Consider the following 24,644-nt stretch of genomic DNA (forward strand, 5'->3'; position numbering starts at 1 on the left):
TTTTCCGCAAAAATACAAACTACCCGAGCTAAACCATCTTAAACACAGGCTTTTTATTAACATTTAGCATAAGTTATTCCATTACCACCTCTAGTGGCTTCCGGGATACTTCCTGACAAAGCGCAACGTATCTTTGGTATTGTTTTTCATTGAAAAGTGCTAACAGTTTAAGATCGTATTTTTTAAAAATTTGCTTCATTCTTTCCTCCAGAACCTTATACTTCGCTCCCAAGGCCGTTAAATCCTCAGGCGTACTTTGCGGGTGGGTTTCAAAAAGGTTTTTCCGTTCTTCGTCCAATAATCGGGTTTCAATTTCCAGTGCCGCCTTAAACTCCTCCAAGTTGGTTATCTGATCATCTTTAAGTTGAAATATCTGTATTATGGTATCCGATTCCGTAGCTCCAATGGCCAAACTACATTCCTGTTGCGCCTGTGTAGACATACAAAATCCGACAATAAGAACCAAGGTTGAAAAAACTTTTTTGAACATAGATTTTTGTGCTGGTTTAAAATACAAATATAAGGTATAAATATAATGACTTGCCGCGCCAAAAGGCATCTTTAAATATAAACAAATTGAAGAATAAAAGGTATTAAACCTCAGGGCAATCCTGTCTGCCGACATAGGCAGGCCTGTCTGCCGACAAAGGCAGGCCCTGAACCCAATAATAGGAACCGACCCAAGGGTAGAGGTATTGAACCTAGATCCCGCCGAAATAAGGCGGGATTAGTTCAACTTGCAATTTTTAGTGCGTCTTACCGACTTCTCAAAATTGAGTTTCACCAATAAAATACATAAGTGGAACATTACACTGGCATACCAAATCAGATGGCACCGAGCAATAGGGCCCACCATATAATCCAAGACAGTTGTCACAGCAGGACTAAATAAAAAATAATAAGCTGTATTTTTGATTAAAATTTAGTTTTATGCAACACATTATAGACCGGTTCATTAGTTATATAACCATAGACACCCAAAGCGACCCTAACTCCAATACCACTCCTAGTACCGAAAAGCAATGGACACTTGCCCATAAATTAGTGGAGGAACTCAAGCAAATAGGAATGGAGGATGTTGTTATTGATGACAAGGCTTACATTATGGCCACATTACCCGGTAATATGGAAAAGGAGGTACCTACAATTGGGTTTATTTCCCATTTTGATACTTCTCCAGATTTCACGGCCACTGACGTAAAACCACAAATAATCAAGGATTATAATGGAGGCGATATTGTTCTGAACAAGGCGGAAAATATTATTCTCTCTCCTAGTTATTTCGATGACCTGTTGCTGTACAAGGGCAATACCCTTATCACCACAGATGGCACCACATTGTTAGGTGCCGATGATAAGGCCGGAATTACAGAGATCATTACGGCCATGGAATATTTAATACAACATCCGGAAATTAAACATGGTACCATTAGAGTAGGTTTTACCCCGGACGAAGAAATTGGCCGCGGCGCACACCATTTTGATGTTGCAACCTTTGGAGCCGATTGGGCCTATACAATGGATGGCAGCCAAATTGGGGAATTGGAGTATGAAAACTTTAATGCGGCAGGTGCCAAAATAACGATTAAGGGAAAAAGTGTACATCCTGGGTATGCCAAAGGTAAAATGGTCAATGCCATTTTGATCGCAAACGATTTTATTTCCCAATTACCAGGACATGAAGTTCCTCAAAAAACTACGGGAAGGGAAGGTTTCTTTCACGTGCACCACATTAAAGGGGAAATTGAGCTTGCCGAAATTGAACTGATCATAAGGGATCACGACCTTAAAAAATTTAAACAGCGTAAAGAACTATTACATCATATCACGGAAAAATTAAATGCGGAATACGGGGAATTCGTAACGTTGGATATCAAGGACCAATATTTTAATATGCGCGAAAAAATTGAACCTGTAATGCATATCGTCGATATCGCCAAAGAGGCTATGGAAAGCTTACATATTAAGCCCATAATCAAACCCATACGAGGTGGCACCGACGGTTCACAACTTAGCTACATGGGACTTCCATGCCCCAATATATTTGCAGGCGGACATAATTTCCACGGTAAATATGAGTATGTCCCAGTGGAAAGCATGCAGAAAGCGGTGGATGTTATCGTAAAAATTTGCGAAATTACAGCCGCAAGGGAGTAAGCTATACTGCTCTAAAACCTTGCTTTTAATATCTCTGTAAGGCATCATGAACAATCAGGAAAAGATAGAAGCCTATTATGCAAAAGAACAACCCTTTAAGGAAGCCATAGGGCTTTTGCGGAAATTGACCCTTAAAACCGAACTTTTGGAAACTTACAAATGGGGTGTTCCGGTATACACCATAGATAAAAAGAATGTTCTTGGTATTTTGGCCTTTAAACATCATTTTGGAATATGGTTCTATAATGGCGCCTACTTAAAAGACCCAAAAAAAGTACTGGAAAATGCCCAAGAGGGTAAAACAAAGGCCATGAGACATTGGAGGTTCACCTCTATAACCGATATAGACAAAGCGGCCGTTTTAACCTATTATCATGAAGCTATTGCCAACCAAAAAAAAGGATTGGTACTAGTTCCCAAAAAAAATATACCGATTGCCATACCCTCCTTGTTAAAAAAAGCTATGGAAAGCAACAATGCCTTAAAAACAAATTTTGAAAGCATAACACCCTATAAGCAAAGGGAATACTGCGAATACATTACGGAGGCCAAACAAGAAAAAACAAAAATCGCGCGCTTGGAAAAAAGTGTCGCACTCCTATTACAAGGGCTGGGGCTGTACGACAAATACAGGAAGGGGTAGAAAGTGGTCAGTAGTCAGTAGTCAGTAGTCAGTAGTCAGTAGTCAGTATCAAAAAAATAAATGGAATTGGATATTCCAATCCTGTCCTGATGTATTTGATTTATTTCGTGGTATTTTCCAATACTATTATTGACGGTCCGTTGGACAGCCATTTTTGGCCCAGGCCAGTCGTATCCCCTAATGGTAAAAAATACACAAAAGACCCAAGGGCCAAGTCAATATCCCCATCCGCATCCATATCCTCCGCATCCATTACGATCCATCGTCCTTTGAACGATTCCGGAAAGGAGTAGGCCTCAAATTTCATATTACCCTTATTTTCCAGATATACGAAACTCTCTTCTGGAGTGCTGGCATAGTCAGGAAAAAATGAAATGGCAGCAATATCCAAGTCCCCGTCCAAATCATAATCTCTGGGCATTGCTTTATAGGCCCCGTTTAAATGGTAGAAGTAAGATTGCTTAAAATTTAATTCCCCATCGTTAAGAAATATATAAACACCGTGATAGTCTTTTAAGATGGGGGTTTTATCAGCATTATCCCCACAGACATATAAGATATCATCCAAACCATCGCCATTAAAATCTACCAACTCCATATACTGGGAACCGTTGAGAGGAAGAAAAGACAACAATCTTTTGGCCAAAAACGTGCCATCTCCCTGATTTTGATAAAATACAACCCCTTCATCCCCTTGGGCCATAAGCACAAAAATATCTTGGAGACCATCCCCATTGGCATCCTTTATCACTGCAGTAATGGCACCCGACCTATAGTCTAACTCCCTCATCGTATATGTATCGCCTCCCATATTTTCGTACCAAACCAGTTTTCCGGTTTCATTGCCGTATTCACAGGCAACCACGTCTTCCAATCCATCGTTATTTAAATCCCCATATGCCATATTTACCGGCCTTTGCAAATTGGGAATCACCTCATTGGAAGTGTATGAATCTGTTGTTCCCTTGGTAAATATTTTTTGTAAAGCCCCATCCGACACGTCATTGGGAAAAATGTTTTTCCCTGCAGTTGTCAAATAAATAGTATCATAACTTTCGTAATAATGCACAGGCGCCGTTTTAAGTCCAAGAACAAAATCCTTTTCAAGATCTTTGGTCAGAAATGTTAGGCTATTTATATTTCGTTTACTATCTGCGAATACCACTCCCCTATTTTCCGGAAGGATTTTCACCATGGTCGTTAGGGCGGGAATATGGGAAAAAGCAGGCTCCCTGTATTTAAAATGCTCAAGCCCCATTTTAATTTTTTTCGTCTTTTGGGGGGGTATAAGGGAGTCAGGTGCACGGTCAAGGTAATAATCCACTATTTTATTCCAATCCGCTTCGGCAATAAGTGGTCTTTCCGGAAATATATTCGCTTTTTTGACCACTTCCCCGCTTCTGCCCTTGTCAAAGAGGCTGTCTGGTCTTACATGCCCTTTATAAATTCCCAATCGATGGCCCATTGCAGGAAGTACATCGTTGTGCCAAACGGACTTTGGCAACAATTCCGGTTTCACCAAAAGATGGCAACTGGAGCAATGAATTTTGGCCAATTGGTTTCCCGAGAGATTAGTGGCGGGAATTTCCTTGAATTCCGTCTCCTGTAATTCCTTTTTGTTTCCGGAACAGGAAAATAGCAAGCCTATAAGGAGGGCGAGCGAAAAAATATTCTTCATGCGATTTTATATAATAAACAGGAATTCGATAAAAAATGTCCTCCCAATATTTCCTAATCTACGAAGATACTGCCGAATTTTCAAGTATGAAGTCAATATCGCGCACTACATTGGTTTTAGAAAGTGTATATTTATGAAAAGGAGAATTAATCTACAGAAAAAAATACTATGCCATTCCTACTAATAGAAAGGTTGCCAGCATCCATAATATAAGGCTTAAAATCCCCCCTATAACGAAGAAATGTTTGAATCTGTAATTACCAATTCCGTAAATCAAGGTATTGGTTTGATAACCTACTGGAGTGAAAAAACTAAAATTGGCAGCAAACATTACAGCTAGGATAAATGGCTTAACATCCAAATTCAATCCGCTTGCCAATGCCAATGCTATCGGTGTCATTATAATAGCAGTGGCATTATTGCTAACCACACCGCTCATGACCATGGTGACAAAAAAAAGACTCCCAATAATTATAATTTTGGATTGGCCTACTAGCAGACCCAATAATTTTTCCGAAATCCACATATCCGCTCCCGTATTGTGCATGGCGATACCCAAAGGTATCATCCCGGCCAACAAAAAGAAAATTTGCCAATTTACCTTTTTGTAAACACTTTCCAAATTTAAATTATTCGTCAGCAATAATACCGAAACACCTGCCAGTGCACTGACCATAATAGTTAGTACCCCTGTAGCAGCCAAAACGACCACTAAACCAAGAACAACCAGGGATAAAATCCTTCCGAATCGGGAATGGGTCTTCTGGGAATCAAACTGCTGCAAAAGCACAATGTTTTCAATGGCCTCCAAAGATTTTATATTTTGCCTACTTACATCCACCAGTAAACGGTCACCGGCTTTGAGCATCAATTTATCGGAACTGCTCCTAACCAATCGCTCTTTTATATTGATCAAAGTCCTACGCTTTTTAATAGCCACAGGTACAATGTCCTGTTGCATATAGCCCCTTAAATTTCCCAATGTCTTGCCTAAGAGTGCCGCTCCGGGAAGCATTAAAAGCTCTACAAACACCCGTTCCTCCAATTTGGGAACCTGGTCTTCCGCAGTAGAGTGTTGATCCGTTCCCATCCAATAATTTTGCTCGTTAAGTTGTAAATTTTGGGAGTCCTTCAATTTGGTTAGACTTAAAATATTGCACATTAATAGTAATTGATCATTTTCCTTTAGGGTAATATATTTTCCAGGTGAATTGTGAATCCTATTGTCCCTTATCAATTTCAGTATTGATATTTCCGGATTGTTATACAAAAATGTTTCCTCCAACCTTTTGTTTATCAACTTGGAGCCGGATTTTATCCTGACATTGGTAATATAGTCCGAAACACCATAATCGTTTCCCAATTCCCTTTTCCCGCCCCAAGGCAACCACCTCAACATTAAGCTTAGGTACACAATGGCCACCGCCAAAAAAAACAGTCCCAAGGTCGTAAATTCGAAAAATCGCAGTGCCGGTGCTCCCAGATTCTGTGCAACAGAATTTACGATAAGGTTGGTGGAGGTACCCATTAAAGTACAAGAGCCCCCCAAGATTCCTGCAAAAGAAATGGGCAACAATAATTTGGATTTGGAAATATTGAAGCGATCGGAGAGTTGGTTGATAATTTTAATAAAAACAATGACAACTGCCGTAGTACTTATAAATGCCGATATACCTGCAGTTACAATCATAAAAATAGGCGCTATTACAAACAATGGGTAACCTTTAATTTTACCCAAACCGGAAGTGAGCCAGGTTATGACCCCATTTTCCTCCATGGCTATGGCCAGGATCATCAAGGCCAAAACCGCAATAGTAGCACTATTGGAAAATCCGCTTATGGCCTCTTCCGGTTTCACAAGCCCCAATAAGGTTAAAGAAACAATTATAAAAAACGCAATTTTATCTACTGGAAAAACTTCCAGTGCAAATAAGATTATGGTTATAAATAAAACCAAAAACACCAATCCCATTTCCAATGTCATCCCATCATTATTAAACTAAAAACCCCTTAAAATCCAAAAACAAAAAACACCCCTCCTTACCACAGATAGTATATAACAACCAATACATGCTTTGATTAAGAACTATTTGCAGTTGCAAATCACCTACCTCAAGGTGATTTATATCGGGGCCAAACTCAATTTGGAAACATCATATTCACTTTTTGACATTCCTCCATGCATTTCACGCAGGAATTGGCACAATCCTCGCAATGTTTATGGTCATGCTGAGCACATTGTTCCGCACACCACTGACATACTCTTGCACAGAGGTTACAATAATCCTTGGCATAGGTATTGCCTGCCATTAAAAATTGTAATGTAGAGGTACAGGATTCAATACACAATATGCAACAAAGGGGGCAATCATTTTTACTTTCATTTCCAGACATTTGAAGTAAGCAATATTGACAATCGGCTATACATTTACGACAAGCCTCTATACAATCCAAATAGGGTGTTTCCATAGCGCTAACAATTACGGTTACCATAAAATTATATTACCCCATTTTAATTTATTAGCCCAATTGGATATTATATGAACCTTATTGACATTTATGGTTTCTGGGCAAAACAATATAAATCACATCAACTTTTCTTTAAATGATGCTTTATAAAATTTAACTTTACCCTTATTAATATTTGGTAAGCACCAAAACAAAATAGCTATTGGTCTCCTATTGAATTTCAAAATCTTGAAATGGGAAGGGAACAATGGTTTTACTATACGCCAAGGATCAACAAATAATATTTGATGAAGAATACCATTTCACACAGAGTAGCCGATTTTTTGAAAAATTTCCCACCATTCAATGTTTTGGATCAAAAGGATCTTGAAACACTTGCCGTAGAAATTACGATTGTCTACAAGGAAAAGGACAGTGTTATTTTTGCCGAAAATGACGAACCGCACCCCTATTTCTATGTAGTGAACAAGGGTGCCGTGGCCCTTAAAAAAGGAACGGACAAAACCATCATGGATATGTGCGATGAAGGCGATATCTTTGGACTTAGACCCTTAATGGCCCAAGAGAATTACAAAATGAGTGCAAAAGCACATGAAGAAAGCATTCTATACGCCATTCCCATCGACATATTTAAGCCCTACGCCCAACAAAATATAGCGGTTGGTAATTTCTTAATAGAAAGTTTCGCCTCCAATACCAGAAATCCTTATTCAAAAAGTCATCGCGGTAAGCTGTATGATGAAGTGAACGATGTAAACCCTATTGCGCCCGACACCCATGTATTGGATTTACAATCTGTGCAGTATTCGAAAAAATTGGTAACCTGTTCCGCAACTACCTCGGCGAAAACAATTGCCAAGAGAATGACCGAAAAAAAAGTGGGAGCCATGCTAGTGGTCAAGGATAAGGTCCCCATCGGAATCATAACGGACAAAGACCTGCGAAACAATATTGTAACCGGTAAATATCCCATTACCACCAAGGCCCAGGAAATAATGGTTTCCCCTGTAATCACTTATAACAAACATTTGACCATAACCCAGGCACAGATGGCCATGATGAAAAGCAATATCAGCCATCTATGTATAACCAAAGACGGCACTCCCAACTCCAAAGCCATTGGAATACTATCCAAGCATGATGTTATGGTGGCCTTGGGCAACAATCCGGCAGTATTGATCAAAGCTATAAAGAGGGCCAAAAAAATAAAATCGATAAAACAAATTAGGAAAAGTATTACCCAACTTCTACAGGATTATTTGGATCAAAATATTCCCATTAAATTGACCACCAAAATAATATCCGAACTTAACGATGCCTGCGTTAAACAAATTATTAAACTTTCATTGGAGGAAATGCCAACAAAGCCTCCTGTAAAATTTGCATGGCTGGCACTTGGTAGCCAAGGGCGTAGTGAACAACTTCTTCAGACCGATCAAGACAACGCCATGGTATTTGAAAATGTTCCAGAGGGCAAGCTCATAGAAACAACCGCCTATTTTTTGAAATTGGCCAAACTCATTAACAAAGGATTGTTTGATATTGGATACGATTATTGCCCCGCAGAAATGATGGCTTCCAACCCCAATTGGTGTTTAAGCCTGGAGGAATGGAAAAAAACGATTTCCCATTGGATCATAAATCCAGGGACGGATGAAGTACTGCTTTCCTCCATATTTTTCGATTACAATATTGCCTATGGTGAGGTAAATTTGGTGAACGAATTATCGGAACACATTTTTGAAACCACCAAAAAGTATCCCATCTTCTATTTACACTTGGCAAGCGGCGCCTTACAAAACCCTTCCCCAACGGGCTTTTTCAGACAACTATTGGTTGAGGAAGATGGGGAACACAAAGATTCTTTTGATCTTAAAAGAAGGGCGTTGATGCCTCTGACCGATGCTGCCAGGGTATTGATATTATCGCATTCGGTGAAATCCATCAACAGTACCGCAGAGCGATTTGAAAAATTGGCGGAGCTGGAACCCAATAACGAGGAAATCTTTATGGCCTGTTCCTATGCCACTAGGGCCCTTTTGAAGTTCAGAACCAAACAAGGGCTGCTCCATAACGATTCCGGCAGGTATATTGCGATAGATAAATTAACCAAAGAGGAAAGAATTAAATTAAAAAGAACATTTAAGACGATAAAGGAAATACAGGAGTTGGTAAGTGTTAGGTTCAAAGTTTCAAACTTGTTGCGATGATAAATTTCTTTAAGAAAAAAGTAAACAACTATCCCGACTATTGGCTGGAATACGAGAAATGTTTTAATAAAAAACCGATAGAGGACCTCAGCCTGGTAAGGTTTGTGGTATTGGATACCGAGACTACAGGTTTCGACTATTTAAACGATAGGATACTTTGTATCGGCGCCCTAAGTTTGGTGGACAAAAATATTGCCCTGAACCAAAGCTTGGAACTTTTTTTAAAACAGGAACATTACAATGCGGAAACCGCAAAAATTCACGGTATCCTAAAAAATGGTGGGGCCTCCTGCATAAGTGAAAGTGCAGCCCTGGAAGAATTATTGGGATTCTTAAAGAATGCGGTAATTGTAGCACACCATGCCATTTTTGACATTACAATGATCAACAGGGCCTTGGAAAGAAACGGACTTCCAAGGTTAAAGAACAAAGTACTGGACACCTCACATCTTTACAAAAAAACACTTTTAAACTCAAATGTGTTCAAAAAGAAAGAGCACTATTCTCTGGATGAACTGGCCGAAAAGTTCGATATTTCCAAAAAAGATAGGCATACCGCATTGGGAGATGCCTACATTACTGCCATTGCCTTCCTGAAAATTAAGAGTCGATTGAAGGGCAAGGGGCTACTACGATTAAAGGACCTCCTAAAAATGGGTTAATTATTTAAGGGAGGACAGATACCCCAAAACATTTTTCTCAATTCTGGACTGTATATCCGAAATGTCGGCCTTGATAAATTTTTCACCGGTAATATTTTCATAGAGCTCAATGTATCGTTCAGAGACCGTTTGTATATAATCATCGGTCATCTCCGGTACGACCTGTCCCTTTAAGCCTTGAAAGTTATTGCTGATCAACCATTGGCGAACAAATTCCTTGGACAGTTGCTTCTGGGCCTCTCCCCTATTTTGACGTTCCCCGTAACCATCGGCATAAAAATAACGGGAAGAATCAGGGGTGTGGATCTCATCAATTAGTACAATCTTACCGTCCTTGGTTTTCCCAAATTCGTATTTGGTATCCACTAAGATCAATCCCCTTTTAGCAGCAATCTCCGTCCCTCTTTGGAATAGTGCTTTGGTATATTTTTCAAGAACTAGGTAATCTTCCTCGCTTACTATTCCCCTTTCCAAAATAGCTTCCCTCGAAATATCCTCATCATGGTCTCCCATTTCGGCCTTGGTAGCAGGAGTTATAATGGGAGAGGGAAACTTATCGTTTTCCGTCATCCCTTGCGGCATGGCAACACCGCATAGCATTCTTTTCCCCAGCTTGTATTCCCTTGCTGCATGTCCGGATAAATATCCCCTAATCACCATTTCCACCTTAAATGGCTCGCAGGCAAACCCCACTGCAACATTGGGGTCCGGCGTTGCCATTAACCAATTGGGAACAATATCGGCCGTATCGGCCATCATCTTAGTGGCAATCTGGTTCAGTATTTGTCCTTTATACGGAATTCCTTTTGGCATAACCACATCAAAGGCAGAAAGTCTATCAGTAGCCACCATTACCAATATATTGTTTTCAAGCTGATATACTTCCCTAACCTTTCCCTTATAAAGGCTCTTTTGCCCTGGAAAATGAAAATTCGTATCAATTATTGTATTACCCATGTTGCTACTATCAATTGTTATGCTCAATTCCTTTATAGGCCTCTATAACCTTTTTAACCAATTTATGCCTAATCACATCCTTATCGTCCAAGTAAATAACCTCAATCCCTTCTATATTTTGCAGTACCAGTAAGGCCTCTTTCAATCCTGAAATCAGACGTCTTGGCAAATCAATCTGGCCAGGATCCCCATTGATTAAAAATTTGGCGTTTTTACCCATTCTGGTAAGAAACATTTTCATTTGGGCATGGGTGGTATTCTGGGCCTCGTCCAAAATCACAAATGCATTGTCCAAAGTCCTACCCCGCATAAAGGCCATAGGGGCTATCTGTATGGTACCATTCTCAATATAATGGGCCAATTTTTCCGGTGCTATCATATCCCGTAGGGCATCGTATAGAGGTTGCATATAAGGATCCAGCTTTTCTTTAAGGTCTCCTGGTAAAAATCCCAAATTCTCTCCGGCCTCCACAGCTGGCCTCGTCAATATGATGCGCTTAACCTGTTTCTCCTTCAGCGCTTTTACGGCCAAGGCCACTCCCGTATATGTTTTTCCTGTACCCGCGGGGCCTACGGCAAATACCATATCATTGTTCCTAGCGGCATCGACCAGCCTGCGCTGATTTACCGTTTGTGCCTTGATAAGTCTACCGCTTACGCCATGGACCAAAACTTCACCACTGATTTCGGAAGACTCGTATACTTCCTGTCCATTGCCGGCAAGGAGTCGCTCAATACTGTTTTCATCCAACTTATTATACTTGGCATAGTGGGCGGTTAGCAGGTCGAACCTTCTGTCGAATTCGTCCAAAAGGTCTTCATCACCATATACTTTGATTTTACTTCCCCGGGCCACAATTTTAAGCTTGGGGAAATGCTTTTTCAATAAATCAATGTTCTCATTATTCTGTCCAAAAAATTCCCTTGGGCTAATGTCAGTAAGTTCAATTATAAGTTCGTTCAAAGAAGAGAGGTATTATAAAGGATTAGATATGAAATATATATTTTGGTTCGCTAATTTTTTGTGTAATTTTGTTTAACAAACTTAAGTAAAAAAACAACTTACCAAACCAAAAACATATCAACAGTCCTCTATGGCGATAATTACTTTAACTACTGATTTTGGACATAAAGACCATTTTGTAGGTGCCATTAAAGGGACAATTTACAAGGAATTGTCTGATGCAAGGATTGTTGATATTTCACATTCCATAGCACCTTTCAATATTCAGGAATGCGCCTACATACTAAAAAATTCCTATAAAAACTTTCCTGATGGCAGTATCCATATAGTAGGGGTGGACTCGGAATTGACACCAGAAAACCAACATATTGCCGTTTTGGTGGACAACCACTATTTCATAATGGCCAACAATGGGGTCATAGGACTTATTATTTCTGAAATAGTTCCAGAAAAAGTGGTAGAAATTCAATTGCCGAATACCATTGACAGTTCGTTTCCTGAAATGGATGTTTTTGTTAAGGCGGCAAGCCATATTGCAAGAGGTGGTAAATTGGAAGTAATAGGCAGGCCGTTTAAAGACCTCAAGGACCTTAGGGAGTTCAACCCAAGAATTTCCGATGACGGCAAGACCATATCCGGAAGTGTCATTTATATAGACAACTACGGTAATGTAGTAACCAACATTCAAGAGAACATTTTTAAAACAATTGGCAAGGGCAGACCTTTTGAACTACATGCCCGAAATAAAAAAATAAAAAATATCCATAAAAAATATAGCGACATCATAAATTACGACCTGGATAAAAGTCAACGTAAATCCCCTGGCGAATTACTGGCGCTATTTAATTCTTCAGGCTATGTGGAAATCGCTATCTATAAAAGCGACCTAAATACCGTGGGAGGGGCCTCTACCCTTTTGGGGCTCGACTATAGGGACACTGTAATAATTAGTTTTACTTAAATACGGGGAACAAATGTTGGTAAGAATTGTAAAATTAACCTTCAAAAAAGAAAATATTACTAGTTTTGAGACCATCTTTAAAAATAATAAGCAGAAAATCCGACAAGCGGACGGCTGTACTTTTTTAGAACTGTTACAAAGTGAGGAGGATAAGAACATATTCTTCACCTACAGTCACTGGAATAGTGCTACAGATTTGGAAAACTATAAAAATTCGGAATTTTTTAAGAGTGTCTGGCAAAAGACCAAACTATTATTCGAGGCCAAACCAGAAGCCTGGAGTCTAACAAAGAAGGAAACCATTAACTAGTATACATGATTGCCATATTTAAAAGAGAAATACAATCATTTTTCACCTCGCCCATAGGCTATTTGGTCGTAGGATTATTTTTGGTGCTCAACGGATTGTTTCTGTGGGTATTTAAGGGGCCCTTTAATATTTTTGAATACGGTTTTGCCGATCTTGGCAATTTCTTTCTTCTTGCCCCATGGGTCTTTCTTTTTCTGATCCCTGCCATTACCATGAAAAGTTTTTCCGAGGAAAAAAAACTAGGCACTTTGGAACTTCTTTTTATAAAGCCCATCTCCCTATGGGAAACGGTTATTGGAAAATTTCTGGGTACCTTTTGTTTGGCTTTGATCGCTATATTGCCCACACTGCTCTATGTGTATACCATTTCCCAATTGGGGGTAACCATAGGCAATTTGGATATGGGTATGGTGCTGGGTTCTTATTTTGGGCTCTTATTTTTAATCGCTAGCTATACCGCCATTGGATTATTTGCCTCTACCCTGTCCGAAAACCAGATAGTAGCCTTTATTATCGGTATGGTTCTGTGCTTCGTTATGTTGTACGGATTCGAAAGTTTGTCCACCATATTGCCCTCAGGCCCCATGATACTTTTTGTGGAACAGTTAGGAATGAAGGCCCATTTTGAAAGTATTGCCAGAGGCGTCTTGGATACGAGGGATATTATTTATTTTACCGGCTTAACCCTGTTCTTTCTCTACCTGACCATTATTCAACTAAAAAATATAAATAGATAATGAAAAAAAGATTATTATCTATAACCAAGGCACTTGCACTGCTGGTACTCGCAAATATACTGGCCAGTTTTTTCTACACAAGATTAGATCTTACGGAAGACGGTAGATATACACTATCCCAGGCATCCATAAATTCTGTTGGAGCGTTTAGCGCCCCTGTGATAATCGATATATTACTGGATGGAAATCTTCCTCCCGAATTTATAAAGTTGAAGTTGGAAACCCGGCAGTTGTTGGAGGAATTTGCATCAAAAAACAATAATATAAAGTTCAATTTTGTTAATCCACTTGAAGGGGCATCACAAATTGATGGGGTTATCACAGATTTACAAGGTTTGGGCCTTACCCCTACCAACGTTACCATTGAACAGAATGGCAAAGTTTCCCAGGAGATTATTTTTCCCTGGGCCATGGTCAATTACAACAATAGTACCGTAAAGGTTCCCTTATTAAAGAATAAACTTGGTGCCTCCACGGAAGAGAGGGTAAACAATTCTGTCCAACATTTGGAATACGCCTTTGCAGACGCCTTTACAAAATTGAATATCCAGGAAAAGAAAAAAATAGCCATCATTAAGGGCAATGGTGAATTGGGCGATATTTTCATGGCCGATTATTTGACCTCCATAAGGGATTATTACAATATAGGTGCCATTACCTTGGACTCGGTGGCCACCAATCCGGAAAAGGTCCTGGAACAATTAAAGGGGTTTGATCTTGCCCTTATTGCTAAACCTACAGAGACCTTTACCGATGAAGAGAAATTTATTTTAGATCAGTACATTACCGGAGGAGGCAAGTCGCTTTGGCTCATAGACCAAGTGGCCATGGAACTGGATAGCCTTTTCAATGAAACTGGCTCCGCCATGGCCATGCCACGGAATCTTAACCTAAACGATTTTTTCTTTAAATACGGGGTTCGGTTAAATACCGACTTGGTGAACGACCTATATTTTACGCAAATAGTTTTGGCGACCGGAGAGGGAAACAGTTCCCAATACAACCCTGTTCCATGGTACTACAATCCAATGGTATTTTCCAAAAACGACCATTCCATAAATAACAATTTGGAAGCGGTCAGATTCCAGTTCACAGGAAGTTTGGATACCCTTGCCGGCAAGTATAGTAAACAGATCCTGCTCAGTAGCTCGCCCTTATCCAAAACCGAAGGAGTTCCCAAACAGATTCAACTGGACGTTATTAATACACCGCCGGATAAAGACTTATATAATGATGGCAACAAGATATTGGGAGTATTAATAGAAGGAGCCTTTCAATCCACCTTCCTGAACCGGGTAAAACCACTTAAGCTGAACAAAATAGTGGATCAAGGTCCTGAAAACAAAATGATAGTGCTTTCGGACGGGGATCTTATCAGAAACCAAGTACGTAATGGGAGACCTTTGGAATTGGGTTATGATAAATGGACAAACAACTTTTTTGGCAACAAAGAATTTCTCATAAATTGCCTTAATTACCTATTGGACGATACCGGACTTATAAACATTCGCAACAAGAAAGTATCCATTCCTTTCTTGGATGAAGAAAAAATTAACGACCAAAAAACCAAATGGCAGTTGATAAATATTGGCCTACCACTGTGTTTGACCCTTATTTTTGGATTCCTAATTAACGCCATTCGCAAGAAAAAATATGGGGTATAAGTGTTGATAAGTTTGTTTCCTTAAAAAGGACATTTAAAATATCTTTGTTTTGACCGTAATCGAAGGAATATTGCGGATTCAAACAGATAATTATACACTGTTTTAGGTTGTACAATAATGTAGATTCCTTAAAAAAAATTAAACCAATGAAATTTATAGTATCTAGCACTTATTTACTAAAACAACTCCAAGTTTTAGGTGGGGTCATCAATAACAGTAATACCTTACCTATTCTAGACAATTTTCTCTTCGATTTAAATCAAAAAGAACTCACTGTTTCCGCTTCCGATTTGGAAACCACCATGAGTTCTGTATTAGAGGTCGATTCTGACAATGAGGGAACCATTGCCGTTCCCGCAAAACTGTTATTGGAAATTTTAAAAACCTTTCCTGAACAGCCCTTAACTTTCGTTGTTGAGGATAACAATACTGTTGAAATCAGCTCTAACCACGGTAAATATGCATTGGCCTACGCAGATGGGGCGGAATTTCCAAAATCGGTTGAATTATCAAATCCAAGCTCTACCACCATACTTGGGGATATATTGGCTACTGCCATCAACAAAACTATTTTTGCGGCAGGAAACGATGATCTACGACCTGTGATGAGCGGCGTCTTTTTTCAATTTTCCCCAGAGAGTTTAACCTTTGTGGCCACTGATGCCCATAAATTGGTAAAATACCAACGTACCGATATTACCGCTTCCAAAGTAGCCGAATTTATCATGCCCAAAAAACCTCTGAATTTATTAAAGGGGATCTTGGCCGGTAGCGAAACGGAAGTACTTATTGAATACAATGAAAGTAACGCCAAATTCAGTTTTGAAAATACCATCCTGATCTGTAGATTGATCGATGGTAAATACCCAAATTACGAGGCGGTAATCCCTAAGGAAAATCCAAATAAACTTTCGATTGCCAGAACGCAACTCTTAAGTTCCGTTAGAAGGGTTTCCATATTCTCCAATAAGACCACTCACCAAATTCGATTAAAAATTGCAGGCGCGGAACTTAATATTTCCGCTGAGGATATAGACTACAGCAATAAGGCGGAAGAACGGTTGACCTGTTCCTATCAGGGCGACGACATGCAGATAGGATTTAACTCCAGATTCCTGGTGGAAATGCTGAACAACCTTACTTCGGATGACGTACAATTGGAAATGAGCCTCCCCAACAGAGCTGGTATCCTTACCCCTATCGACGGTTTGGACGAAGGTGAAAATGTCACCATGTTGGTAATGCCAGTAATGCTGAACAGTTAGAAATAAATATTCGACCCAACAGTTGAATTAAAAATACACCCCACTTTTTTTATATAAAAAAAGCCGTATTTCAAATGAAATACGGCTTTTTTGTCCTAAACAAAAATGTTTTTGGCTACACAAATTTTATGCTCAGCGGATAATGAGGTTTTTCGCCATTGGACACCTTTATGGCATTGACAATAGGATACACGAAACAAAGCACTGCTACCGCAATTATCCCTAATATTCCAATGCCAAGGAGTAATATCAACGGGATACAAAGTAGTATATATATGAACATGCTGATCTGAAAATTAATAATCGATTTTCCGTTTTCATCCATGTTCATTATGGCATCCCTTTGTGTTAGCCACAAGACCAAAGGAACTATAAACCCACCAAATCCTGTAACTATATCCAATAATTGACTCAAATGGGTCCACACCAACAATTGTCTATTCTCTACCTTCATCTGTTACTTTTAATACGTTGTTATAGGTTGAAAAATTTTACTGAGATACTATGTCTTAGTAATATAATTTAGTTTCCATAATCATAGGACGAATAAACTCTCCATTTGTTACATATCCCAGTATACCGTATTTACAAATCCTAATGGGCCTACTATTGTTTGCGCCCCAATCTGTCCAATTTCTCTTTGTCTTTTTGAATGCCCTTCTCCAATTTGTCGATCTTCAGGTTCAATTTCTCTATGGCCAAAGGGGATAATTTTCCCTTTTCTTGGTCCTTGGTCATTTTCTCCTGAAGCTTTTCTATTTTTCTTGTATCCTTGGCAATAGACCTTTTCTTGGAATCTATGTCGGAAGTTAGTTTTTCCCTTTTTTTAAGTTTCTTTTCTGCCTTCTTTTGTGCTTTTTCTGCCTTCATGGCATCCCTTTCGGCCTTATCTATCCTCTTTTGAACTTCCTTGGCCTCCTTGGCTTCCTCTAAAATTTTGGCCTGCTCCATCTGTTCCGTATTTCCCACAGGAATAACCGGAACAGAGGTTTCCTGTGCCATGGTGATTTGGCAGAAAAAAACCGCTGCACATAAGGTAATAACTCTAATCATTTTCATAGGCAGTATTAAATTGAATGACCTAAAACCCCTGGATACCCAAACGTTATAAGGTTCTTTTACGTTGTTTTTGATCACCATCGAAATTACGCAATTTATCCTACAATTATCATGATTAAAATCATTGTATTGGACTTTAAAGCGTGGATTCGAAATAAGGCAAATCCCGAATAACGGATTATCAATCAATTAAAGTTACTCTGGCCTTTAGCCCGCCTTGTCGGCATAGAGGTATTCTTGGGGATACAACATTCCCATAACAACCCATAAACAATTAAAAATCGATAGGGCCTAAGGGTAATTAAGAAATGGTTTGAAAATTTTATATTGTATTTTTACCATCAATTTTAATGCTATGACTACCAACGACAACATCATTGCCTTGGCTACCCCCTCAGGGGCCGGTGCCATAGCAGTAATCCGTATTTCTGGGAAAGATGCCATTGCCCTGGCAGATCCCTTCTTCAAATCGATTAGAGGCAAGGATTTAAAAAAACAAAGGAGCCATACTATTCATTTGGGACATATAACGGAAAATGACAAGATGTTGGATGAAGTCCTATTATCACTTTTTAAAGGTCCACACTCTTATACAGGTGAAGATGTTGTGGAAATCTCCTGTCATGGCTCCCCTTATATACAACAACAAATTATTCAGTTGTTCCTAAGAAACGGTTGCCGTATGGCTACTGCAGGAGAATTTACCCTACGCGCCTTTTTGAATGGTAAAATGGACTTGAGTCAGGCCGAGGCCGTCGCGGATCTAATTGCCTCGGACAACGAATCAAGCCACCAAATCGCCATTCAGCAAATGAGGGGTGGATTTAGCAATGAAATAAAAAAATTGAGGGACCAGTTATTAAACTTTGCCTCGTTAATGGAACTGGAACTGGACTTTGCAGAGGAGGACGTAGAATTTGCGGATCGGACCCAGTTTAAGAAACTACTCGTTAAGATACAGCGAATCTTAAAGCGTTTGATCGATTCCTTCGCAGTAGGCAACGTAATAAAGAACGGGATTCCCATCGCCATTGTTGGGGAACCCAATGTGGGAAAATCTACCTTGCTCAATGCCCTCTTAAATGAGGAACGGGCCATTGTAAGCGATATTGCGGGAACCACCAGGGATACCATAGAGGATGAGATCGTGATAGAAGGTATAGGTTTTCGGTTTATAGACACCGCCGGAATTAGGGATACCAAGGATGTGGTGGAAAGTATAGGGATAAAAAAAACTTTTGAGAAAATAGAACAGGCCCAGGTGGTTGTACTATTGGTAGATGCTTGGCAAATGGCTACCCATGCAGATAAGTTAAAGAACAGCATAAAGGAACTGGAAAAAATAAAAACTAAATATCCTCAAAAACCTTTATTGGTAATTGCCAATAAGGTGGATAGGTTGGATAAGGAACAAATCAAAGATCTACAATCCCAAATTTCAGGACTGCATTTGCTGTCCGCCAAAACCGGACAAGGGGTGGAAACACTGAAGTCGCGCTTATTGGATTTTGTAAATACGGGAGCCCTGCGCAATAGCGAGACCATTGTAACCAACACCAGACATTACAGTTCCCTTTTAAAGGCCCTGGAAGAGATAGAAAAGGTACAATTTGGCATGGATGAGGATACACCCAGCGATCTCTTGGCCATAGATGTCAGGGAAGCCCTTTACCATCTAGGGGAAATTACGGGACAAGTGACCAATGACGAACTTTTGGGAAATATTTTTGCCAATTTTTGCATTGGGAAATAAAAAAAAGAACAACAGTTTCCCATTGTTCCTTCAACAACTAATCCAACAAAATCTTTTAAAGTATTTTATCCAATCCACTATCCCACGGTGCATTATACTTTATGGGTACTGGGACATGAGCATTTATATATTTGCCACAAAAAAATATGTCGATGTACTTCCATAAAAATATGGATCCGACAATCAATAAAAAGAAGCGACTGGTAAGTTCCTTATAGTCAATTTTATTATCTCATCTATAGTGACCAATTGTTACCTATTTCTTTCAGAGGCTTGCACCCAATATATTTTCCAGGCACTGGATCATAATTCAATACATTTTTACCTATTTCTTCCGAACTAAAATAGGCCAATAATATTAAGCCCTTTAATTGTCGATAAAAAGACGGTCCCTCTTCTTCCGATATTTTATTACCCCATCTATATTCGGCAGCTTTATATGGCACTTTCTCTTTTTTAATCAGAATGTCATCCTTTTCCACATTACTGCAATTTTCAAACTTATTTCCTGCATGTTCCTGGCAGAATACCTGAAAGTCCTCCAGTCCTTTTAAAAATTCTTGTTGTTTATTTTTTTCAAAACAAGTTGCTACGAATTTATCAATGAAGCGATCAACCATTATATCCTTAGCTCCTGGGGTTTCATTCCTTGGCAATATATGGTCCGCTATATCAGCAATCGCAATGGACTGGTCTCTAGTAAAGAAAATAGGAGTCCAATCTTTCCCTTTATCAGCCTTGCATCCTTCTAGCATAGTCGATAAAACTATTCCGGATAGACTATACCCTACAAACCCTGCACACAGTTTTAAAGCTTCTCTACGTTCCATATTATTACGAATTTTTCACGGCATGATCAACCGCTCTAGCCGTTAACGCCATATAGGTTATTGACGGATTTACACAAGATGACGAAGTCATACAGGCCCCATCTGTTACATAAACGTTTGGTACCGCATGAATCTGATTGTTCCCATTCAGTACTGAGGTTTTAGAATTCTTACCCATTCTTGCAGTACCCATTTCGTGAACTCCTTTGCCTACACCACCTATCTCATCAAAAATTTCTATATCGGTCAACCCTCCGGCTTCCAACATTTCAGCGGCGTCTATTTTAATTTGCTCCCTCATTTTAAGTTCGTTTTCTTTAAATTCGGCATCAAAAACAACCTGTGGAAAACCCCATTGGTCTTTTTTGCTATCATCTAAATATATTCTGTTTTCATGGTAAGGCAAACATTCACCAAATCCGTTCATAAACATGGTCCACTCCCCTGGTTTCAGAAGAGAATCCTTAAAATTAGATCCAAACCCTTTGGCACCTGCCCCACAGTTCCACGTCTCTCGTTCCGCCCCTCCTTGATAACCATAACCTCTAATAAAATGATCCGATTTACTTTGGTTGTCAATATTTCTATATCTGGGAACATAGATTCCGTTGGGTCTTCTACCTTCATAGTACCCATCTTTTAAACCTCTATATTTCCCCGTAGCTCCAGCGAAATAATGGTGGTCCATCATATTGTGGCCTAATTCCCCACTATCGTTACCCATACCTTCAGGAAATCGATTGGATTTTGAATTCAATAGAATCGCTGTACTGCCAACTGTTGAGGCATTACAAAAAATTAATTCGGCAAAAAATTCTATTGATTCATTGGTTTCTTGATCAACAATCCGCACCCCTTTGGCTTTACCTTTATTTTCATCGTATAAGATTTCTTGCACAATAGAATGTGGTCTTAGTGTCATATTCCCGGTCTTCGCTGCCGCAGGAAGTGTGACTGCATTGGCGCTGAAATATGCTCCATAGGGACAACCCCTACTACATCTGTTCCTGAATTGACAGGTACCTCTATCACTTCCCTCCAATGGTTCTGTCAAATGTGCTACACGACCAATGGTTATAACACGGCCCTCAAATTTTTTCGCAACCCTTTCCTTAACCTGTGTTTCCAAACAATTTAAATCCATCGGTTTCAAAAACTGGCCATCCGGTAATTGTTTAAGTCCTAATTTTTGACCACTTACGCCAATATACCTTTCAACATAATCATACCAAGGCCTAATGTCCTTGTATCGTATAGGCCAGTCAATGGCCACCCCCTCCTTAACATTGGCCTCAAAATCCAGATCGCTCCAACGGTAACAATGTTTCCCCCATGTTAAAGAACGTCCTCCTGTCTGATATCCTCTTATCCAATCGAATCGTTTTTTTTCTATGTAAGGGTTTTTTTCGTCATCGACAAAAAAATGCTTGTTGTAATTACTAACAAAGCCACTTCGCATCTGGTTTTTGTATGGGCTGGATTCCTCCGGTGTCATTGCTCCCGCATTTTCCATATCCCAGGGGTCTAGGTTGGCTGTTGGGTAATCTTTAATATGTTCAACCAGCCTACCCCGTTCTAGAACCAAGGTTTTTAACCCTTTCTCACAAAATTCCTTGGCCGCCCAACCTCCACTCATTCCGGACCCTATCACTATAACATCATATGTATGTGACATCTTTCCCTTACCTTGTATATAAATATCTTTCATTACTCTTAATTTTTGGAGGCGTTACATATTGTAACATAACTAGTGCTTATTTGGATTTGGTTCTAGCCTGCCATAATCCCACTTAGTTTTAATAAACATTTATTGATTATATCGGCTTGGGAATCGTATTGGTTCTTTTTGCCCATTCATGCCATTTTTGCCAAAGTTCCTTGACTATTTCAGGGTATTGTTTTGCCAAGTCATGGGTTTCCGTTCTGTCATTCTCCATATCATACAATTCCCATTGATCGATTGGCAGTTGGTCTACCTTTTTATAAATCCCCGAATTGCTATTGGCCTTTGACACCAATTTCCATTTTTGTTGCCTAATGGCCCGGTTACCTTCATGTTCAAAATAAATTGCATCCCTATCCAACATTTGATTATTCAAGAAAACAGGAATCAGACTCTTGCCCTCCATTGGAGTTATTACATCTCCTTTATAAACTTGGGGGTAGGTTGCACCTGCAACATCAACACAGGTGGCCATAATATCAATCAAATGTGAAGTTTGATGTCTTAATTCACCCTTACCCTTAATCTGCGATGGCCAATACGCTATAAGGGGAGTGGATATTCCCCCCTCGTTAACCCAGTGCTTAAACTTCCTGAAGGGTGTATTGGACACATTTGCCCAAGTTGGACCGTAGGCATTATACGTTTGATCTGATCCAGATAAAACCTTGGTGCTTTGCAAAACGACCGGGTAACCATCCCTTGTCTTTGTAGGGAACATTTCCATTTGAATTTCATTTTTCCCCATGGGCTCAAATGTCGACATATCCGAAAGAGCTTCTCTGGATCCTTTTCCACTAACCCATTCCAATTCCTCGGCACAAGCTCCATTATCCTGAAGAAACAAAATGAGAGTGTTTTCAATATCTCCATTTTTTTCCAGTTCTTGAATAATTTTGCCTATACCCGTATCCATTACCGTAACCATTGCTGCATATACCTCCATATTTCTTATATGCCACGCTTTGTTTTGCACCGTATCCCAATCAGCAATGGGTTTTGTAATTTCCCATTTATCATTCAAGAGACCTGATTGCTTTAATTTTTCAAATCTTTTTTGTCTTATGGCATCAAAGCCCTGATCGTACTTACCCTTATACTTCTCAATCTCCTCCTCGGGAGCATGTAAAGGCCAATGAGCGGCCGTATAGGAAACATACATAAAAAAGGGATCGGTACTCTCTTCTGATTTATACTCTTTAATATATTTAACAGCATTATCACTTATGGCATCGGTATAATAAAATTGCTCTGGCTGGTACTTTAAATCATTATCTGGGGTAATTAGGGAATTATTACGTGCAAGGGTATACGGATCCCAGAAACTCCCTGCACCTATGACGGTACCATAGAATTTATCAAACCCGCGTTGGCGCGGCCAATTATACTTCAGTGAATCAACATCTGTCAAGTGTTTGGTCACGTGCCATTTCCCTGACATATAGGTTTGATACCCAGCTGATTTCAAAACCTCTGCAATGGTAACACATTGATTATTTAAATCTCCCCTATATCCTATTTCCCCTTCATCATTGGTCATCATCCCAATCCCAGTTTGAGCAGGGTAAAGCCCAGTCAACAGAGATGCGCGGGTAGGGCAACAACGGGAAGTATTATAGAATTGGGAGAAGCGAAGGCCGTTGGCCGCCAATTTATCAAGGTTAGGGGTATTTATTTCCCCTCCATAGCAGCCTATATCTGAATACCCCATATCATCTGCCATAATCAAAATAATGTTTGGGCGCTTTTCCTTTTTCACAATACCAATGGCCTCCTTTTTTTCAGACTTCATGGAATTACGAAGCCCAAACCCTAAAGAGAAAATAGCAATAATGGAAATAACCGCAATTTTTCTTTTATTTTTCATAATACGTTAAATTAACAATGTAACCACTTTATTAAAACCTGTGGGCCAATCAAAGAAAGTCCCACAGGTCTTCTTTTAATACCCTGTGTTTTGTATTAAATTAGGGTTTCTGTTGATTTCAGCTAATGGAATAGGAAATAAAACATTGTGCGTATCGGCAATTTTTCCTCGATCAACAGCTTTTTGTATAAATGTACCTGCTCTAATTTGATCCTCGCGGCTTAGTGCTTCAGCGTAGAATTCCAATTCTCTTTCCAACATAATCTTATCCCTAAAATCCTCTTTCGTTGGAAAGGAACTTAAATTTAAGGAACTTGCTCCAGCCCTATTCCTAACTTCATTAATAAGGTCAACCGATTCTTGGTTTGGGCCGTCAATTTCATTCAAGGCTTCGCTCAAAGACAATAAAATATCCGAATACCTCACTACTGGAACATCATTACCTCCTCCTGGTCCATTTGCATTGGGATCAAACTCATACTTCAGCGAAAGTGATTTATTATTGCCAAGAAGCTGGATGAATTCTCCATTTGTATTTGTATATTCAGTAACTATCATATTTTTTCTAGTATCATTTGCCTCAAACGAATTAACGAAAGAATCGAAAAAATAAGTTTTAGCTGCATATACGGATTGATTGGGAAGTAAAGGATAATCTGTAGGGAACGTGTGTGCATTAATATATTGTGCGGCACCTGTATTACCAACGGCCCCACTAGCCGACCTTGTTAGCAC

At 39.5% G+C, this 24,644-nt stretch carries 21 protein-coding genes; 10 read left to right on the forward strand and 11 right to left on the reverse strand.

The genetic code is table 11. The annotated features are described in order from the left end of the window. Positions 1-73: 73 nt before the first annotated feature. On the reverse strand, positions 74-490 hold the full coding sequence (locus C7972_RS09490) for a hypothetical protein (protein ID WP_146216291.1): 417 nt from the start codon (positions 488-490) through the stop codon (positions 74-76). Between the two features lie 440 nt (positions 491-930). Between C7972_RS09490 and pepT the strand changes: the two genes are divergently transcribed. Together pepT and C7972_RS09500 are read left to right on the forward strand one after the other, a co-directional pair. After that, positions 931-2,157 carry a peptidase T gene (pepT, locus tag C7972_RS09495; RefSeq protein WP_110355931.1) on the forward strand — a complete coding sequence of 409 codons (1,227 nt, stop codon included), beginning with the start codon at positions 931-933 and terminating at the stop codon, positions 2,155-2,157. 46 nt (positions 2,158-2,203) lie between these two features. Further along, a complete protein-coding gene (locus C7972_RS09500; protein WP_110355932.1) occupies positions 2,204-2,800 on the forward strand; it encodes a DUF1801 domain-containing protein in 597 nt (198 codons plus the stop codon). Positions 2,801-2,900: 100 nt separating this feature from the next. Here the strand turns inward: C7972_RS09500 and C7972_RS09505 are convergent, their stop codons facing one another. Both C7972_RS09505 and C7972_RS09510 read right to left on the reverse strand, forming a co-directional pair. After that, entirely contained in the window at positions 2,901-4,478 is a 1,578-nt protein-coding gene (locus C7972_RS09505) for a VCBS repeat-containing protein (RefSeq protein ID WP_110355933.1), read from the reverse strand. Positions 4,479-4,644: 166 nt separating this feature from the next. After that, positions 4,645-6,462, reverse strand: a complete 1,818-nt coding sequence (locus C7972_RS09510; RefSeq protein ID WP_110355934.1) for an SLC13 family permease — start codon at positions 6,460-6,462, stop codon at positions 4,645-4,647. Between the two features lie 772 nt (positions 6,463-7,234). On the opposite strand from C7972_RS09510, the gene C7972_RS09515 reads away from it, so the two are divergent. After that, on the forward strand, positions 7,235-9,157 hold the full coding sequence (locus C7972_RS09515; protein ID WP_110355935.1) for a DUF294 nucleotidyltransferase-like domain-containing protein: 1,923 nt from the start codon (positions 7,235-7,237) through the stop codon (positions 9,155-9,157). Further along, positions 9,154-9,819: a PolC-type DNA polymerase III gene (locus C7972_RS09520; RefSeq protein WP_110355936.1), complete on the forward strand. Its 666-nt coding sequence runs from the start codon at positions 9,154-9,156 to the stop codon at positions 9,817-9,819. Before C7972_RS09515 ends, C7972_RS09520 begins: the two co-directional genes overlap by 4 nt. Here C7972_RS09520 and C7972_RS09525 read toward each other — a convergent pair whose 3' ends face one another. Continuing rightward, on the reverse strand, positions 9,820-10,776 hold the full coding sequence (locus tag C7972_RS09525; protein WP_110355937.1) for a phosphoribosylaminoimidazolesuccinocarboxamide synthase: 957 nt from the start codon (positions 10,774-10,776) through the stop codon (positions 9,820-9,822). A 10-nt stretch (positions 10,777-10,786) separates the two neighbouring features. After that, positions 10,787-11,740, reverse strand: a complete 954-nt coding sequence (locus C7972_RS09530) for a PhoH family protein (protein ID WP_110355938.1) — start codon at positions 11,738-11,740, stop codon at positions 10,787-10,789. 130 nt (positions 11,741-11,870) lie between these two features. Between C7972_RS09530 and C7972_RS09535 the strand changes: the two genes are divergently transcribed. The 5 genes from C7972_RS09535 to dnaN all read left to right on the forward strand — a co-directional run bounded on the left by C7972_RS09535 (position 11,871) and on the right by dnaN (position 16,677). Then, a complete protein-coding gene (locus tag C7972_RS09535; protein WP_110355939.1) occupies positions 11,871-12,701 on the forward strand; it encodes an S-adenosyl-l-methionine hydroxide adenosyltransferase family protein in 831 nt (276 codons plus the stop codon). A 13-nt stretch (positions 12,702-12,714) separates the two neighbouring features. Beyond that, entirely contained in the window at positions 12,715-13,011 is a 297-nt protein-coding gene (locus C7972_RS09540; RefSeq protein WP_110355940.1) for a putative quinol monooxygenase, read from the forward strand. A gap of 5 nt (positions 13,012-13,016) precedes the next feature. Further along, a complete protein-coding gene (gldF, locus tag C7972_RS09545) occupies positions 13,017-13,748 on the forward strand; it encodes a gliding motility-associated ABC transporter permease subunit GldF (protein ID WP_110355941.1) in 732 nt (243 codons plus the stop codon). Beyond that, positions 13,748-15,412 carry a gliding motility-associated ABC transporter substrate-binding protein GldG gene (gene gldG / locus C7972_RS09550; RefSeq protein WP_110355942.1) on the forward strand — a complete coding sequence of 555 codons (1,665 nt, stop codon included), beginning with the start codon at positions 13,748-13,750 and terminating at the stop codon, positions 15,410-15,412. The genes gldF and gldG overlap by 1 nt, the downstream gene beginning before the upstream one ends. 146 nt (positions 15,413-15,558) lie before the next feature. Beyond that, entirely contained in the window at positions 15,559-16,677 is a 1,119-nt protein-coding gene (gene dnaN / locus C7972_RS09555; protein ID WP_110356072.1) for a DNA polymerase III subunit beta, read from the forward strand. A gap of 115 nt (positions 16,678-16,792) precedes the next feature. Here dnaN and C7972_RS09560 read toward each other — a convergent pair whose 3' ends face one another. Both C7972_RS09560 and C7972_RS09565 read right to left on the reverse strand, forming a co-directional pair. Next, positions 16,793-17,131 carry a DUF4870 domain-containing protein gene (locus C7972_RS09560; RefSeq protein WP_110355943.1) on the reverse strand — a complete coding sequence of 113 codons (339 nt, stop codon included), beginning with the start codon at positions 17,129-17,131 and terminating at the stop codon, positions 16,793-16,795. A 152-nt stretch (positions 17,132-17,283) separates the two neighbouring features. Next, positions 17,284-17,736, reverse strand: a complete 453-nt coding sequence (locus C7972_RS09565) for a hypothetical protein (RefSeq protein WP_146216292.1) — start codon at positions 17,734-17,736, stop codon at positions 17,284-17,286. A gap of 355 nt (positions 17,737-18,091) precedes the next feature. Between C7972_RS09565 and mnmE the strand changes: the two genes are divergently transcribed. Beyond that, positions 18,092-19,489, forward strand: coding sequence for a tRNA uridine-5-carboxymethylaminomethyl(34) synthesis GTPase MnmE (mnmE, locus tag C7972_RS09570; RefSeq protein WP_110355945.1), 1,398 nt, complete (start codon positions 18,092-18,094; stop codon positions 19,487-19,489). A gap of 236 nt (positions 19,490-19,725) precedes the next feature. Here the strand turns inward: mnmE and C7972_RS09575 are convergent, their stop codons facing one another. The 4 genes from C7972_RS09575 to C7972_RS09590 form a co-directional block, all read right to left on the reverse strand. After that, on the reverse strand, positions 19,726-20,319 hold the full coding sequence (locus C7972_RS09575) for a gluconate 2-dehydrogenase subunit 3 family protein (protein WP_110355946.1): 594 nt from the start codon (positions 20,317-20,319) through the stop codon (positions 19,726-19,728). Between the two features lie 4 nt (positions 20,320-20,323). Continuing rightward, complete coding sequence (locus tag C7972_RS09580; protein WP_258364809.1) at positions 20,324-22,027, reverse strand: GMC oxidoreductase; 1,704 nt, start codon at positions 22,025-22,027, stop codon at positions 20,324-20,326. A 106-nt stretch (positions 22,028-22,133) separates the two neighbouring features. Then, entirely contained in the window at positions 22,134-23,909 is a 1,776-nt protein-coding gene (locus C7972_RS09585) for an arylsulfatase (RefSeq protein WP_220020885.1), read from the reverse strand. A gap of 75 nt (positions 23,910-23,984) precedes the next feature. Next, positions 23,985-24,644, reverse strand: coding sequence for a RagB/SusD family nutrient uptake outer membrane protein (locus C7972_RS09590; protein WP_110355947.1), 660 nt, complete (start codon positions 24,642-24,644; stop codon positions 23,985-23,987).

The sequence above is a fragment of the Arenibacter sp. ARW7G5Y1 genome (assembly GCF_003201775.1).
GTDB lineage: Bacteria > Bacteroidota > Bacteroidia > Flavobacteriales > Flavobacteriaceae > Arenibacter.